Here is a 15,170-nt window from a genome sequence, read left to right as displayed (position 1 = left end):
CTAACGGCAGGGAGCCGGTCAAGATCTGCGACCTCAGGTCGCGAAATTTACGACATTTGGCGGAGTTCTGCGGTGGCCTTCTTGAGCTCGAAGACGTCGCCCACCTCTTCCAGGATGCGTACCGCCTCCCTCAGGTGGGCCACGGCTTCCGCGCGGTCCCCGACCCGGTGGGCGATCAGGCCGATGGCCCGCAGCGCGCAGCCCAGGTCGCGCCGGGTGCCGGAGACGATATGCACGTCCCTGGCCTGCGACGCGAACGTCAGCGCCTCCACGGGCCGGTCCAGGTCCAGCAGGATCATGGCCAGCGTGGTGAGCGCCGCCGCCCAGCGGTCCCTGGTGCCGCTCTCGTTCTGCAACTCGACCGTCTCCCTGGCGTACCCGAGCGCGGCGGCCGGCTTGCCCGCGACGAGCATGGCCTGCGCGATCGACAGCAGCGAGCTGGCCTTGTTGTCGCGCAGCTCCTCCCTGATCGCCAGCGACGCCTTGGCGGCGCGCAGCGCGTCCTGGTGCCGGTCGAGCGACAGGTACGTGTAGGCCAGCGTCTCCTGGACGTCGGCCTCGGCCCGGCGGTTGCCCATGCCCTGGACCAGGTCCAGCGCCTCCAGCGCGTGCACGAACCCCACCTGCGGCAACCCCTGACGCCGCCGTACCCGCGCCAGCCGGTTGAGCATCCGTGCCTCGACCGGCAGGTCGTGGATCTCCCGGCTGATCGCGAGCGCCTGGTTGAGGTAGTCGTCGGCGCGCAGGTAGTCGGCCAGCCGCCAGTGCACCAGCCCGATGTCGCCGAGCGTCTCCGCCCGTCCCTGCTCGTGATGGAGCTCCCGCTGTACGGCAAGTGCTTGCTCGTAGTGTTCGAGGGCCTCGTCGTATCGGGAGCCGTTGCGCGCGATGCGCCCCAGCGTGCACAGGGCCCGGCCGCAGCCGTGCTGGTCGCCGGTGGCCGTGTACCCGGCCAGGGCCCGCTCGGCGTCGCGCTGCGCGTCGTCCGGCAGCCGGAGCGAGTCGTAGATCTCGGCCAGACAGAGCAGCGTCTCGGCCTCGCTGTGCTCGTCGCCCAGGTCGTGGCAGATCGCCAGCGCCTCCAGCCCCTCCGACAGGGCCGCGTTCGGCTCGCCCAGGTGGTGCTGTACGCGGGCCAGGATGATCAGGCTCTGCGCGGTGCCGTGCGGGTCGCCGAGCTGCTCGCGTACCTCCAGCGCCTGCCCGGCGTGGTGCAGCGCGAGCTCGTGCCGTTCCTGGGACAGGTGCAGCCGCGACAGCGAGTGCAGGCAGTCGGCGACCCCGGCCAGGTCGCCGATCTCCTGGTAGAGCTCCAGGGCCTCGTCCGCGCACTTGAGCGCGGCGCCGCTGTTGCCGGCGATGCCGTGTACCTCGGCCAGGTCGTTCAGGGCGCGGGCCCGGCCCTCGCGGTCACCGAGCGAGGTGAAGTCGGACAGCGCCTCGCCGATGTGGCGGGCGGCCTGCGTGGAGGGGCCGATGTCGCGGTAGATCGAGCCGAGATGGCTGCGCATCAGCGCGATCGCCCGCCGGTCGCCGATCCGCGCCGCCGAGTCGAGCCCGATCTGCTGGATCTCCAGGTCGTTCTGGTAGTAGCGCAGCCGCCTGAACGGCTCGAACACCGCCTCGGCCAGCCGCCAGGCGGCGTGGTGCGCGCCGGTCTCCTCCGCCAGCCGTACGACCGAGACCAGCGAACGGCGCTCGGCCTCGAACCACGCGCGCGGCGTGCCCGGATCGGTCGCCATGCCCAGGTAGTGGTCGAGCAGCCGGACCCTGGCCTCGCGCACGCCCGCCTCCGCGTGCCGGCCCAGCTCCCTGGCCAGCCGCTTGACCAGGTCGTGCACGCGATAGCGGGTCTCGGCCATCGGCTCCACCAGGTACGCCCGGTGCAGCCCCTCGACCGCGATCACCGCTTCGCTGACGGAGCCGCCGAGCGCGGCGGCCAGCACCTCGGGCGTGAAGTCCCGGCCGGGCAGCAGCCCGACGTGCCGGAACGCGCGCCGCTGCGGCGGAGACAGCGACTCGTAGGCCAGGTCGAGCGCGGACCGGAAGGCGTCCTCCGGATCGCCGGACAGCGGTTGCCGCTGGTCGGGCCCGCGCAGCTCGTGTACGCGCGACTCGACGCTCAGCCCGGGGTCCTCGGCGAGCTTGGCCGCCGAGATGCGCAGCGCGAACGGATGGTAGGAGCAGACCCTGGCCAGCTCGGCCAGCGCGTCGCGGTCGGCGGCCCGAGGCGACTCCTCGCCGAGCACCGCGACCAGCAGCGCGACGGCGTTGCCCGGATCGAGGACGGACAGGTCCATCAGGTCGGCGTGGCCGGTCGCGCGCAGCGGGGCCATCCTGGTCCTGCTGGTCACCAGCACCGCGCAGTCCTTGCTGCCGGGCAGCAGCGCCCGTACCTGGGCCGGGTCGGCGGCGTTGTCCAGGATGAGCAGCAGCTTCCGCCCCGCCAGCCGGCTGCGATAGAGCAGCATCAACTCGGCCTCGTCGGCGGCGGGCATGTGCTCGCCGACGCCGAGCGAGCGCAGGATCTGCCCGAGTGCCTCGGCCGGGGTCATGGGTGGCTGACTGGGGGACTGCCCGCGCAGGTCGATCACGATCTGCCCGTCGGGGAAGCGGGCCGCCTGCTGGTGCGCCCAGCGCGTCACGAGCGCCGTCTTCCCCACGCCGGGAAGCCCCTGTACGACCATCGTGTTCGGGCGGCGCGTCCGGTCCAGCCACGAGGTGAGCAGATCGAGGCTCTGCTGCCGCCCGGTGAAGTCGGACACGTCGGCGGGCAGCTGAGCGGGCCGGGGCACCTCCCCGGCGGGCAGCGGCCCGGCCGGCGCACCCGGCCGGGTCAGGAACGGTGTGACCCGCCCCTCCCAGGGAGCGGACAAGTGCTCCCAGGCCCCGGCGACGCCCCGCAACGCCGCCGCGTCGGCGATCCGCAGCCGCCGGTAGCCGGGCCTGACCAGCCAGCCCTGCCGTACCCATCGGGTGAGCTGCCGCTGCACCACATCGGGCGCGCTGCCCACCAGGTCGGCCAGCGTCTCCATGGACAGGGGCGGCGCCGACTCGCCGGCGAGCCCGTAACGCTCGTCCAGGTGCAGCAGCCACACGGCCAGCCGCGCGGCGACGGGCGCCCGGGCCAGCGCCTCGTGGCGGCGAGCGGCGACGTCTCTGGCGAACAGTTCCTGCACCAGGGCCATGGCCACCGCCGTATTGGCCGCGGCGTGCTCGCGCAATGTCCGTACGTCGATGGACCAGGCGCGTACCTCGGTCAGCGCGTCGATCCGCACCCGTTCGCCCGGACTCCAGAACGCCAATTCCCCGACGAGATCGCCGTCGGCCCGCAGATCGTGAATGCCGTCGCGCTCGCCGCCCGCTAAATACTCCCGCGCATAGCCATAATCGATCACAAATACTCGGTTGCTCGGCCGAAATGCAGAACAAATGCTCTCGTTACGCCGAAAGATTCGGGGCCGCGCGCCTTCTTCGACCAGCGACCGGAAGATCCCCACCCCGACACCACCCCTCTCGGGACGGCGGTGTCCACGACCGAAACAGCCCACACGACATGACAGCGACACGACGGCCGAGGGCCGCCCTGTCACATCAGTGGAACCTTGGGGCCGTCACATGTCAACTGTGCGGGATCAGACGTGGGCCGGGTCGGTGCGGTCGGGGACGAAGCGGTAGCCCACGTTGCGGACCGTGCCGATCAGCGACTCGTACTCGGTGCCCAGCTTCGCGCGCAGCCGCCGGACGTGCACGTCGACGGTCCGGGTGCCCCCGAAGTAGTCGTAACCCCACACCTCCTGCAGCAGCTGGGCGCGGGTGAACACGCGGCCCGGATGCTGCGCGAGGTATTTCAGCAGCTCGAACTCCTTGAACGTCAGGTCGAGCACCCGCCCCCGCAGCCGCGCCGTATATGTCGCCTCATCAATGGACAGATCACCACTGCGAATCTCGTCCGGAACATCCTCGGCCTGAGTCGTACGGCCGACGGCCATCCGCAGCCGCGCCTCCACCTCGGCCGGCCCCGCGCTCTCCAGCAGCACGTCGTCGACCCCCCACTCGGCGGTCATGGCCGCCAGCCCACCCTCGGTGACGACCACCAGCAGCGGGCAGTCGATCCCCGTCGTGCGGATCAGCCGGCACAGGCTTTTGGCCTGCACCAACTCCTTTCGGGCGTCGACCAGAACGGCGTCGGCGGGCGGCGTGTCGATCAGCGCGGACGCCTCGGCGGGCGAGACGCGGACCGAGTGGAGCAGCAACCCCAGGGCCGGCAGCACCTCGGCCGATGGCTCGAGGGCGTTGGTCAGCAGGAGCAGGTTGCTCATATCGGCCTCCTCAAACACACAAGGACCCGGGGGCTTCATCGCCCAGGTCCTGTAAGCGAGGATATCTCACGCGAAGCTTGCGTCCATTGCGCGTCCACCAGATGAACAGCGCAAACCCTGCAACGCCGACGTTAACGCGGTCGCACAATGGAGCCGAGAAGAATGTGAGGTGGCCATGGCCACGGGAAAGGTACGTTATTGGGCCGCCGCGAAAGAGGCGGCCGGAGTCGCCGAGGAGCCGTTCGACGCGGTCACACTTGGTGAACTCATGACGAAAATCACACAAAATCGTGCCGAACTGGCTCGCGTGGTCAGCCGCTCGTCGTTCCTGGTCGACGGCTCGCCGGTGGGCAAACGGGCACACGAGGAGGTGATCCTCGGCGACGGAGCGACGGTCGAGGTGCTGCCGCCCTTCGCCGGGGGGTGATCGAGCGCTCGGCCAGGGCATGAGGCATTCCAGTCGATAAGCTCATGATCCCCCGCGAGACAGGATGTCCGATGCGCAAACTGATCGTTTTCCTGATCGTGCTGGTCGTTCTCCTCGCTGTCGTCGACCGGGTGGCGGTCACCGGAGTGCAGCGCGACCTGGCCAACAGGATCGCCGCCGCGGCCGACCTCGACTCCCAGCCGACGGTGACCATCGAGGGCATCCCATTTCTCACACAGGCGGTCTCCGGCCGCTATCCAGAGGTACGGTTCAATCTCGGCACTCTCACCTACGGGGGAGTTCCGGTGAAGGACCTGCAAGGCGTCGCCTATGACGTGACCGCCCCGCTGGCCGACGTGCTCCAGAACAGAGCCAACGTCCGGGCCGGGCGCCTGACCGTCCACGGCACTCTGACCAGGGCGACGATCGACAAGTACGCACCGCAGGGCGTCAAGATCTCCGGGAACGGCCAGCGGCTCGTCGCGTCGGGTGAGGTGACGGTAGGGGTGAACAAGGTGAAGTTCAACGCGGAGATGCGTGTCCAGGTGACCGACGGCGGCATCAAGCTCCAGGCGGAGAAGATCCAAGGTGTGCCCGACGCGCTCGCGAAGTTCGTGACCTTCCCGATCCCGTTCAAGGGGAAGCTCCCGTTCGATGTGAAGGTGACCGGAGTGAAGAGCGTGGCCGACGGGTTGGAGATCGCGGCCGAAGCGTCTGACGTGCCACTCCGTGGATGACATCGAACCGGTCGGTCCCGCCGTACGTGATGAGGGTGTGACTGCAGCCGACACCGCCGACGAGGAACTGGTCAAGACCCTCTTCGACGAGCACGCTGGGCCACTCTACGGATACGTGCTGCGACTCACGGGCGACACGGGACAGGCGGAGGACGTCGTGCAGGAAACGCTGCTGCGGGCTTGGCGGCATCCTGACGCCCTCACCGGCCGCCCGATACGTGCCTGGCTGTTCACCGTCGCCCGTAATCTCGTCGTGGACCAGCACCGCGCCCGCAAGGCGCGCCCGCCGGAGACCGGCGACGAGGCGCTCGCCGTGCTGCCGGCGGACGACGAGCTGGAGCGGGCGGTCGAGTCATGGGCCGTGGCCGAGGCGCTGGCCGCGCTGCGGCCCGAGCACCGTGAGGTGCTGATGGAGGTCTACTACCGGGGGAGATCGGTGAAGGAGGCGTCGGCCACGCTGGGCATCCCGCCGGGCACGGTCAAGTCACGCACCTACTACGCGCTGCGCGCGCTCCGGCTCGCGCTCGAGGAGCGAGGGCTGGCGCCGTGATGACGTGTGAGGAGGTACGGCTGGCACTGGGCGCGCACGCGCTCGGCGCGCTGGACCCCGACGAGGCGATGGAGATCGACACCCACCTGGCGACCTGCGAGGCGTGCGGTGCCGAGCTGCTCGACCTGGAGGGCGTCGCGTCGTTCCTCGGCAAGGTGTCGGAGCGCGACGTCGACCTGGTCTCCAGCCCCCCGCGTCAGGTGCTCGACCGGCTGCTGAACGCCCGCGCCCGGCGCCACCGGAGGGGACGCGCGCTGCTGACCGTGGCCGCCTCCGTCGCGGTGATGGCGGTCGGCGTCACGGTGTGGATGGGCTCCCAGCAGGCGAACCACACCCAGTCCGCCGCCCAGCCCGCCGCCGTCTCCGGGGAGGTCGAGTCCAAGGCGGTCGCGCCGTACGCCGCAGAGGACACCGCGCCGAACGACGCGCGGCTCAAGAAGTCCGAGGCGCGGCCGACTCCGCGGCCCTCGGCGAGCCAGACGGCGCCCGGCCGCGAGTTCCCCGGCGAGAACGCCGCCAAGGGCTATCACGCGAGCGTGACGGCCTTCCCCGGCGGCGACGTGACGAAACTGTCGGTGCGCGTCAGTGGCCTGCCGATCGGTACGACGTGCCGGCTGGTGGTGTTCGCCAAGGACGGCGTGTCCGACTCCACCGCGAGCTGGAAGGTCAGCCGGGAGACCTACGAGAACAAGGCCGTCTTCCCGCGCCAGACCCGGATCCCGATGAACGACATCGCCAGGTTCGAGGTCGTCGACTCGGGCGGCAAGGTGCTCGTCAAGATCCCGGCCCCGAGGGGGAAGTAAAGCGTCCCCTCCGGGGTTGCACCACGAGATGACAGGACTGTGGGTGGCGCTGGCGACGCTGGCGCTCGGCTCGGTGATCGGGGTGGTACGACTGCGCCGCGACGGAAGGGTGCGCGACACGGCTCGGGCGGACGACCGCCTGGCCACCGCCGACCTGGGTGCCGACCTGGGCGAACGGGCGACGCTCGTACAGTTCTCGACCGCCTTCTGCCAGCCGTGCCGGGCGACCCGGCGGGTGCTGGCCGACGTCAGTGGGCTCGTGCCTGGGGTGGCGCATGTCGAGATCGACGCCGAGTCGCGGCTTGATCTCGTCCGGCGGCTCGACATCATGCGCACGCCAACGGTCCTGATCCTCGACAGCGCCGGAAATATCGTGAAAAAGGCGTCTGGCCAGCCGCGCAAAGCGGACGTCCTCGCTGCTTTGGCGGGGGCAGTGTCCCACGTTTCGTCTCAGAACGCGGACGAGATGTGACAGATGCCGAGACGGCGAGTAGTGTCCTTGCCATGAACCCATCGACAGAGCTGCTGACGAAGCGGCGCGCGGTTGATTTCTGCCGCGTAGCCACCGCGCTCTGTCGCGCTGCCTGAGGACGGTCTCGCGCGGACTTCCGATCCGCCCCAACCCGACCCCCTTCAGGAGCATCCTTCGATGCGTGCCGACCCTAGAGCGTTGCGTTTCAGCGCGGCCATCACGACTGCGATCCTCGCCATCGTCCTGGTGACGGGGAGCGCCTGGCTGACGGCTGCCCTAGTGCTGCTGGCCGCCCAGGCGCTGGTGTTCGCACTCGGCGTGGCAGGGCGCTCGCCTTACGTGGTGCTCTTCAAGGCGCTCGTCAAGAGCGCTCCCAGGGAGACGGAGGACGCCCGCCCACCCCGCTTCGCGCAGGGTGTCGGGCTCGGCTTCGCGGTCGTGGGTCTGGTCGGATACCTCACCGGGATCACGCCGCTCGCCCTCGTGGCCACGGCCGCGGCACTCCTCGCCGCCTTCCTCAACGCAGCCTTCGGATTCTGCCTCGGCTGCGAAACGTACCTGCTGATTCGCCGACTACTGCCCGCCGCCAAATTGGAGGTTCCCCAATGAGCCGCTCCGCCGTCCTGGTGGATGCCGAATGGGTCGAGGCCAACCTCGACACCCCCGGCGTCGTTCTCGTCGAGGTTGACGAAGACGCCAGCGCCTATGACAAGGGCCACATCCGTGGCGCCGTGAAGGTCGATTGGCAGAAGGACCTTCAGGACCCGGTCCGCCGTGACTTCGTGGACAAGACCGGCTTCGAGACACTGCTGTCCGAGCGCGGCATCTCCAACGACGACACCATCGTGCTCTATGGCGGAAACAACAACTGGTTCGCCGCCTACGCCTACTGGTACTTCAAGCTCTACGGCCACGACAACGTCAAGCTGCTCGACGGTGGGCGTAAGAAGTGGGAGCTCGACTCGCGCGAGCTGGTCAAGGACGTGCCGCAGCGCGCCAAGACCTCCTACGTGGCCCAGGAGCAGGACACGTCCATCCGCGCCTTCCGCGACGACGTGGTCGCCGCGATCGGCAAGCTCAACCTGGTCGACGTCCGCTCTCCCGACGAGTTCACCGGCAAGCTGCTCGCCCCGGCCCACCTGCCGCAGGAGCAGGCGCAGCGCGCGGGCCACGTGCCCACCGCTCGCAGCATCCCGTGGTCCAAGGCGGCCAACGACGACGGCACGTTCAAGACCGACGACGACCTGCGCACGCTCTACGGCGAGGCGGGGGTCAACTTCGACAAGGACACGATCGCCTACTGCCGCATCGGCGAGCGTTCCGCGCACACCTGGTTCGTCCTGCACGAGCTGCTCGACCAGGCGAACGTGAAGAACTACGACGGTTCGTGGACCGAATACGGCTCGCTCGTGGGCGTGCCGATCGAGTTGGGGGAGGCCCGCTGATGACCACTCAGACTGCCCAGAACGTACAGACCGCACCGGGTTGCGGAGCTCCGGAGCAGACCATCGCGCTGCCCGCGGGGGTCGACCTGTCCACCCAGTCCGTGATCCAGGGCGTCGTGACGGGCGCCGGCACCGCCTACGCGCGGCTGCTCGACCACTCCGGCGAGTTCACCGGCGAGGTCGTCGTGTCCGACGAGGGCGTGTTCCGCTTCTTCGCCGCGCCTGGCGACTGGACGGTGCGCATCATCGCCGGCGGCGGCGTCACGCGTGACGTCAAGGTCCAGGCGAAGCTGGGCGAAGTGGCTCAGCTGGCTGTCGCCGTCTGACCCGCGCAATATTTAGCAGAAGGCCTGCGTCCGATCTTGGACGTGGGCTTTCTGCTTTCCGGGTCCGTGGTGGCTGGTGTCCTTTTGGAGGGATCCCCCCTCCGGGGGTGCGGGAGAAGACGACGGGCCTTCTGTTACGGCAAGCCCGGCAGGCCGCCACCCGCCGCACGGGGCCGGTGGCCTCCAGGAGTACGGCCTCTGACCCGCACGGGGCCGGGCGCCGTGACGAGACGGTGAGACCATGGCCGGTCAAAGGGTGCAACGGATTCCGGCCCGGCGGTGTTGTACCTGGTGTGAGTGACATCGACTGCCTCGACCCGGTGCGAAAGGCGCTGCTCGACGACCTCGACGGAGGGTTCGCCGAGCTGTTCGGCGCGTATCGCGGCGCGGTCTTCTCGACCGCCCTGCGGCTGAGCGGGCGGTGGGCCGATGCCGAGGACCTCACCGCTGAGACGTTCTTGCGTGCCTACCGTGCCGTCGCCGGCTATGACCGAGAACGGATCGCCGCCCTGCAACCGCGGGCCTGGCTCCTGACGATCCTGCTGAACATCTGGCGCAACTGCGCCCGTACCAAGTCCCGGAAGCCTCCACCCGATCTGCGCGAGGAGCCGGTCGATACCGTTGATCCACGCGAGAGCGTGGAGGACGCGGCGGTGCGGCACGAGACCGGTGACGAACTCGCCGAAATGCTCGGCATGCTGCCGGAGGATCAGCGGGTGGCCGTGGTGCTCAGGCATGTCGTCGATCTACCGGTCAGTGAGATCGCCACAGTCCTCAGGATTCCGCAGGGCACGGTCAAATCGCATGTGTCACGGGGTCTGCGGCGACTGCGCACACTTGGAGGTGTCCGATGACCCAGGACCTGACCCGGGACCCGCTGCTCGCCGGGCTCGCGGCGCTCGCCACGGACGCGCCCGACGGGCTGCTCGAGCGGATCGCCGCGCGCTGGGTGACGGCGCCGAGCCCGCTCGGGGAGGTGTCCGTCGCGTTCACCGGCCAGGGCATCGCCTACGTCCATCAGGGCGACGGGTTCGCCGCCGCCTTCAGGGCGCGGGCCGGACGTCCGCTGCTGCCCGCCGACCGGCCGCCCGCCGGGCTGCTGCCCGCGCTGCGCACCGGCCGCTCCTCGGGGGTCGCGCTCGACCTGCGGGGGCTGAGCGACTTCCAGCGCGACGTCCTGCTGGCCGCCCGGACGATCCCCAGGGGCGAGGTACGGCCCTACGCCTGGATCGCGGCTCAGATCGGCAGGCCCAAGGCGGTACGCGCGGTGGGCGCGGCGCTGGGCGCGAACCCGGTGCCACTGCTCGTCCCGTGCCACCGGGTGACCAGGTCCGACGGGGTGGCGGGCGACTACGTGTTCGGGGCGGCAGCCAAGGAGCGGCTGCTGGTGGCCGAGGGCGTGGATCTGGACGCGGTGCGGCGGCTGGCGCGGGCGCGGGTGTTCTACCTGGCCAGCGACACCACCGGCGTGGTGTGCTTCCCGACCTGCCACAACGCCCGGCGCATCACCGCCGCGCACCGGCACGGCTTCCGCAGCATCGCCCAGGCCCAGGAGGCCGGTTACCGGCCCTGCCGCACCTGCCGGCCCGCCCTGGCCGCCTGAGGCGCCCGTTCTGAATGCACGTCCTGAGCGCCCGCCCTGGCCCCCTGAGGCACCCGTCCTGAGCGCGCGTCCTGAACGCCCGTCAGGTACGGGTGTCCGGGTCAGGTCTGGGCGTCCGTCGGGTAGCGCATCAGCAGTGAGGCTCTGACCTCGTCCGGGGGCACCGCGCGGTAGCCGTGCGGGACGTCCGAGCGCCACGAGATGTGGTGGCCGGGGCCCGCCGTCAGCGGCGCGTCCATCGGCCCCGCGATCAGTGTGCCGGCGTAGACCGTGAGGTGCTCGGTCACCCCTTCGAGATGCGCGGCGGAGGTCTGGGTGATGCCGGGCGGAATGCGCAGCCGATAGAGCTCATAGGTCACCCGCCCGTCCTCGAACACCTCCAGCAGCGCGGCCTCGATCGCCGTGCCGCGCACGACCTGCGGCGATGGCGGCGTGTCGAGTATCGCGCCGATTGGCACGCCGAGCTGCGCGGTGATGGCCCAGAGCATCTCCGCCGTCGGCTTGAGCAGGCCGTCCTCGATCTCGGACAGCGTTTCCCGGTCGATGTCGGCGCGCCGGGCCAGCTCGGACAGCGAGACGCCCGCCGCCTGACGCAGCAGCCGCACTCGTTGCCCGACGATGACCGGATCTGTGTCCAGCGCGGGCCGTCCCTCCATGCCGCCATGTTCCCCCACAACTCGCCGGATTGCTCCGGGCGCTCCGGTCTGTTGTGGCTATCTCCCGGCGGTTTGCCATGAATGATTGGCGATCATCACGCCTGGTAGTCGCATGTCTCGACATGTCGGTAGGATCCCGTGGGTGTCCGCGATGTCAGGAGTGATGGCCCCGTCCCGGCCTGTGTCCGTTCCGGGACCGATGCCGTCGCCGTTCTCTCTGCCCTTGCACGCTCTACGCATCGCCGGAAAGTGCGCGCTACCGCTGATCGCCTGGTTCTCGGCCGGTCAGGCGGTGCGCTTCGGGTTGCTGTACCTCGGTACGGAGATCTCTCATGGAGACGCCCGGCAGCTCCGCCTGGTCGCGACCATCGCGGTGCTGACGCTCATCGTCATGGCGTCGATGACGATCACCGCGGGCATGCTGTGGTCGGTACGCGGCGCGCTCTGGGAGATCAACGCCCGGCGGGCGGGGGGCGAGGAGGACGAGCGCTACTGGGTCTCCATGAACCGCGTCGCCCCCGCCTTCGCGGTCATCTACCTGACCTGGGGGTTCCACGTCGAGGACGCCCGGGAATTCGTACAGACGGACTTCCTGCACAACATCGACGACTTCTTCAGCGACAGCTTCCTCGGCAGGAGCAGCACGGTCGGGCGGGGGCTCATCGACCTCGACTGGCGGATCTCGCTCGGCCTGATGGCGGTGGCGTTCCTGCTGCGCGCGCTGTTCAGCAGAATGGTGGAGCGGGGCGACGGGAAGGTCTCGGGGCTGGGCACCGCCCTGTCCGAGTTCGCCTTCGTGTTCTTCGGCCTGAACGCCACCTTCGTGCTGGCCAACGCGCGCTCCGACTGGGTCTCGCACCGCCTCGCCATCTCCGCCTCGGGTGAGCTCGTGACCCAGGCCGAGCAGAGCATCCCCGGCTGGCAGGCGTTCTGGGGAGCGGTCGGTGAGATCTGGCCGTACATCGTGGAGGGTGTCTTCATCCCGCTCACCTGGCTGACGGTAGCCGTGTTGGTCTTCGGTACGTACGCCGACGACGCCCGCACGATGGTCCGCGACACGCGCTTCGAGAAGGGCATCGACAAGCTCTACTCGACCCATTCGATCACGCAGAAGTCGGTCGAGCGGATCACCGGCGGTTTCCAGGAGCGCTGGGTCCCCCTGGCCAACTCCTTCAGGCAGACGCTGACGGGCGGCGTGGCGCTGTTCGGGATGATGTGTCTGTGCTACGTGTCGCTGCACGTCGGCGCGGAGTACGCGATGCGCGGCGTGCGGACGCTGATCGGGTCGAAGGTGGAGTGGCTCTGGATGCTCGTCGGCACCCCCGTCGACTTCGTCAAGAACCTGCTCGTCACGGTCCTCACCATGGCCCTGCTGGCCGCCGCGTTCGACATCGCGGCCACGCGGGGCCGCCGGATGGCGCCGGCGCCCGAAACGCCGGAACCGCCCGCCGTACGAGGCGGCCGGATGGGCGTCAACGTCTGACGCGCCGCACGCCCTGACGTGCCGCACCCGGCCGGTCGGAGCGTCAGCGCTTGAAGCGCAGCACGTCCAGCTCCGGTTCCGTCTTCGCGGTCATGAGCTGGGCCGTGGGGATGTCCGAGCGATAGTTGCTCGGCGTGAGCAGCAGCTCGACCTCGGCCGCCTGCGCGGGCGGCACCCGGGCGTAGGCCGTCATCTGGTACGACTCGCCGACCTCCATCTTCTCGGCCGGTGTCGTGTCGTTGCCGACCAGGGCCACCCACGTACGGCCCTGTCGATCCGTCACGAACAGGTCCTTGGGCTTGGCCGTCTTGACCGCGCCATCCGCGTCGACGGCCGACCGGGCGATTTCGATCTTTATGTAGGCCGACCCCGGCTGGGGCTTGCTGCCGGGGATCTGCGGCACGGCCTCCATCGTGGCCTTCCAGCTGACGTGCTTGACCGTGACGGACTGCCCCGCCGGTACGACCTGCTCCTGCTTGGCCGGACTCTGCCCTGATCTGACCAGATAGACGTGATAGCGGTCGTACGTCGTCGCCCCGACCGCCACGACCAGCGCGGCCACGGCTCCGAGCGCCGTCAGCACGGGCCGGCGTCGGCGCGGCGGCGGCGGGGCCACGGCGACCGGCACCTCGGCGGCGACCGGAGCCGCCGGTTCCTCAGGAGGAGGCGGGACGACAGGGAGGGGTGGGACGGACGGCCGGGGAAGCGGCCCCGCACTGGGGATGGCCGGGATCGGCTGGGTGGAGGTGTCCACCGAGGGTTCCGTCCGCTTGGGCGGCCACACCTGCTGATCGGGAGGGACCACCCGAGTGGCGGCCGAACGGCGCCGCCGCGGCCGCGGCCTCGGAGATCGAGGTTGCGGCTGAGACGGAGGCGGCGCCTGGGGCTGGTCCGCGTTCTGGCCGGCCGGGGGAGAGAACCAGCCGCGGTCGTCTGTGCTCATCAGCTCTTCTTCAGGATGTAGACGTCGCTGGGTGCTGACTTGAACCGGGCCGCTGCCGGGCCGTCGATGCCCAGATCGACCTCGGCCTCCGGCTCGAACGGCTCGACCAGTGCCGATCCGGGCAGCTTGAACACGACCCGCGCGCCTTCGAGCGCCGAATCGGGGATCTCGAAGACGAAGTTGCCGTTGACCCAGAAGCCCGGCTGTACCCAGGGGTTGGCCAGCGTCTCGGATGCCTCGATCTTGTCCGTGGCGTCGTAGCTGACGCCGTCCGGGGTCAGCAGCGTGGGGGTGCCCAGGTGCAGGGGTTTGGTGGCGGAGGTCGCGGACGCCTGGACGATCAGGAAGAGCTGCTCGGTCTCCACCTTCCCGCTCGCGCCCTGTACGGCCCGCGCCACGGTGACCGAGTTGACCCGGACCGCGAACCTGCCCGTGTTCACCTCCTGGCCCTTCGCGCCGACGGTGGTGATGGGGGCGTCCATCTCGTTCGGAGTCAGGTTGCGCGTCTGGAGGCCGACGGCGCCGCCCAGCAGCACCAGGCCGACGAGGGCGCCGAGCACGCGCGAGCCGCCCTGCCGGCGAGCGCGGGAGCGGCGGCCGGGCGGGCGGCGAGGCGCGGTGGCGGTCATGTCGCCTCCGCGCCGTGCACCGGGAGCGTCACCTGGGCCTGGACGACGGGACGCCGTCCGTTGCCGGGCACTCCTGAGCCGGACTCTTCCGAGTCGGTCTCTTCGGAGATCAGGGTCCAGTGGAAGGTCGGGTCGTTGAAGCCCGGCTCGTATTCGAAGCCCGCTACGTCCAGGGTCACCCTCTCCGGAGGCTTCGCCGCGCCGTCCAGGTCGTAGCGGAGGATGACCGTGGTCGGGACGCCCGGCTGAAGCTGGCCGCTCTGCGCGTTCTTCGACAGGCTGTAGACCGTCGGCACACCCTTCGCCTGAACCTGCGGGGTCACCTTGACCAGCGACCCGGCGAAGCTCGTCGCCGAGATCGAGCCCTCCGGCTTGCTGGGCGGAAGGCCGACCATGGCCGTGGCCTTGCCCTGGTTCGTCACCTTGAAGGTCAGCTCCACGAAGCGTTTGTCGGTATCCCAGTCGGCCTTGGCCTTCTGCGTGGCCACCTTCGCCGTCACGAACTGCGTACTGAACTGCCCCTGGTCGAGCACCGCCCCCTCCCCGTATTGGGGCGGGGCCGGATCGGGAACCTCGGCGAAACCGCCGAGCAGGGCGGTGATGCCGAGGGCGGTGACTGCCACCAGGGCCACTGCCGGCACCACTACCGGGCGTTTGGGCTTGTTGCTGCCGCCGGAGGGTTCCGTCATGGGTAAGGATGGTAATAGGTCACGCTTGCCCCATCTGCCGCTAGCCTCCCATCTGGCTGGTCTAATTGCCGAGAACCCTGCCGCA

Annotated in this window: 18 protein-coding genes; 12 read left to right on the top strand and 6 right to left on the bottom strand. The window is 69.9% G+C overall.

Annotation, left to right across the window (positions count from 1 at the left end; genetic code table 11):
• Positions 1-47: 47 nt before the first annotated feature.
• Positions 48-3,398: a tetratricopeptide repeat protein gene (locus ACQP2T_RS56760; protein ID WP_433513004.1), complete on the bottom strand. Its 3,351-nt coding sequence runs from the start codon at positions 3,396-3,398 to the stop codon at positions 48-50.
• 237 nt (positions 3,399-3,635) lie between these two features.
• On the bottom strand, positions 3,636-4,322 hold the full coding sequence (locus tag ACQP2T_RS56755; RefSeq protein ID WP_357958170.1) for a response regulator transcription factor: 687 nt from the start codon (positions 4,320-4,322) through the stop codon (positions 3,636-3,638).
• Between the two features lie 175 nt (positions 4,323-4,497).
• Here ACQP2T_RS56755 and ACQP2T_RS56750 point away from each other — a divergent pair, with 175 nt between their 5' ends.
• From ACQP2T_RS56750 to ACQP2T_RS56700, 11 genes are all read left to right on the top strand, one after another.
• Entirely contained in the window at positions 4,498-4,749 is a 252-nt protein-coding gene (locus ACQP2T_RS56750) for a MoaD/ThiS family protein (protein ID WP_433519971.1), read from the top strand.
• A 71-nt stretch (positions 4,750-4,820) separates the two neighbouring features.
• Entirely contained in the window at positions 4,821-5,486 is a 666-nt protein-coding gene (locus ACQP2T_RS56745) for an LmeA family phospholipid-binding protein (protein WP_433513003.1), read from the top strand.
• Between the two features lies 1 nt (position 5,487).
• A complete protein-coding gene (locus ACQP2T_RS56740; RefSeq protein ID WP_433519970.1) occupies positions 5,488-6,036 on the top strand; it encodes a sigma-70 family RNA polymerase sigma factor in 549 nt (182 codons plus the stop codon).
• Positions 6,036-6,839: an anti-sigma factor family protein gene (locus ACQP2T_RS56735; RefSeq protein ID WP_433519969.1), complete on the top strand. Its 804-nt coding sequence runs from the start codon at positions 6,036-6,038 to the stop codon at positions 6,837-6,839. Before ACQP2T_RS56740 ends, ACQP2T_RS56735 begins: the two co-directional genes overlap by 1 nt.
• Positions 6,840-6,867: 28 nt before the next feature.
• On the top strand, positions 6,868-7,311 hold the full coding sequence (locus ACQP2T_RS56730; RefSeq protein WP_357958167.1) for a TlpA family protein disulfide reductase: 444 nt from the start codon (positions 6,868-6,870) through the stop codon (positions 7,309-7,311).
• Positions 7,312-7,343: 32 nt separating this feature from the next.
• Positions 7,344-7,427 (top strand): putative leader peptide, encoded by an 84-nt coding sequence (locus ACQP2T_RS56725; RefSeq protein ID WP_350668905.1) that lies wholly within the window; start codon positions 7,344-7,346, stop codon positions 7,425-7,427.
• Between the two features lie 61 nt (positions 7,428-7,488).
• Positions 7,489-7,920, top strand: a complete 432-nt coding sequence (locus ACQP2T_RS56720) for a DUF4395 domain-containing protein (protein ID WP_433513002.1) — start codon at positions 7,489-7,491, stop codon at positions 7,918-7,920.
• Entirely contained in the window at positions 7,917-8,756 is an 840-nt protein-coding gene (locus tag ACQP2T_RS56715) for a sulfurtransferase (RefSeq protein WP_433513001.1), read from the top strand. Before ACQP2T_RS56720 ends, ACQP2T_RS56715 begins: the two co-directional genes overlap by 4 nt.
• Positions 8,756-9,082 (top strand): DUF1416 domain-containing protein, encoded by a 327-nt coding sequence (locus ACQP2T_RS56710; RefSeq protein ID WP_433513000.1) that lies wholly within the window; start codon positions 8,756-8,758, stop codon positions 9,080-9,082. Before ACQP2T_RS56715 ends, ACQP2T_RS56710 begins: the two co-directional genes overlap by 1 nt.
• A gap of 293 nt (positions 9,083-9,375) precedes the next feature.
• Positions 9,376-9,936: an RNA polymerase sigma factor gene (locus tag ACQP2T_RS56705; protein ID WP_433512999.1), complete on the top strand. Its 561-nt coding sequence runs from the start codon at positions 9,376-9,378 to the stop codon at positions 9,934-9,936.
• Positions 9,933-10,685 carry a methylated-DNA--[protein]-cysteine S-methyltransferase gene (locus tag ACQP2T_RS56700; RefSeq protein WP_433512998.1) on the top strand — a complete coding sequence of 251 codons (753 nt, stop codon included), beginning with the start codon at positions 9,933-9,935 and terminating at the stop codon, positions 10,683-10,685. The genes ACQP2T_RS56705 and ACQP2T_RS56700 overlap by 4 nt, the downstream gene beginning before the upstream one ends.
• Before the next feature lie 101 nt (positions 10,686-10,786).
• Here the strand turns inward: ACQP2T_RS56700 and ACQP2T_RS56695 are convergent, their stop codons facing one another.
• Positions 10,787-11,341: a helix-turn-helix domain-containing protein gene (locus ACQP2T_RS56695; protein WP_433512997.1), complete on the bottom strand. Its 555-nt coding sequence runs from the start codon at positions 11,339-11,341 to the stop codon at positions 10,787-10,789.
• Between the two features lie 223 nt (positions 11,342-11,564).
• On the opposite strand from ACQP2T_RS56695, the gene ACQP2T_RS56690 reads away from it, so the two are divergent.
• Positions 11,565-12,824: a hypothetical protein gene (locus tag ACQP2T_RS56690; RefSeq protein WP_433512996.1), complete on the top strand. Its 1,260-nt coding sequence runs from the start codon at positions 11,565-11,567 to the stop codon at positions 12,822-12,824.
• A 43-nt stretch (positions 12,825-12,867) separates the two neighbouring features.
• On the opposite strand, the gene ACQP2T_RS56685 is transcribed toward ACQP2T_RS56690, so the two are convergent.
• The 3 genes from ACQP2T_RS56685 to ACQP2T_RS56675 form a co-directional block, all read right to left on the bottom strand.
• A complete protein-coding gene (locus ACQP2T_RS56685) occupies positions 12,868-13,578 on the bottom strand; it encodes a hypothetical protein (protein WP_433512995.1) in 711 nt (236 codons plus the stop codon).
• Positions 13,579-13,766: 188 nt separating this feature from the next.
• Complete coding sequence (locus tag ACQP2T_RS56680) at positions 13,767-14,396, bottom strand: hypothetical protein (RefSeq protein ID WP_433512994.1); 630 nt, start codon at positions 14,394-14,396, stop codon at positions 13,767-13,769.
• A complete protein-coding gene (locus ACQP2T_RS56675) occupies positions 14,393-15,085 on the bottom strand; it encodes a hypothetical protein (RefSeq protein ID WP_433512993.1) in 693 nt (230 codons plus the stop codon). Before ACQP2T_RS56675 ends, ACQP2T_RS56680 begins: the two co-directional genes overlap by 4 nt.
• Positions 15,086-15,170 lie beyond the last annotated feature (85 nt).

Origin of the sequence: Nonomuraea sp. CA-143628, from assembly GCF_050942315.1 — a bacterium.
In the GTDB taxonomy this organism is placed as follows: Bacteria; Actinomycetota; Actinomycetes; order Streptosporangiales; family Streptosporangiaceae; genus Nonomuraea.
The sequence above is the reverse complement of the archived record's forward strand: the minus strand, read 5'-3'. Positions and strand labels throughout refer to the sequence as shown.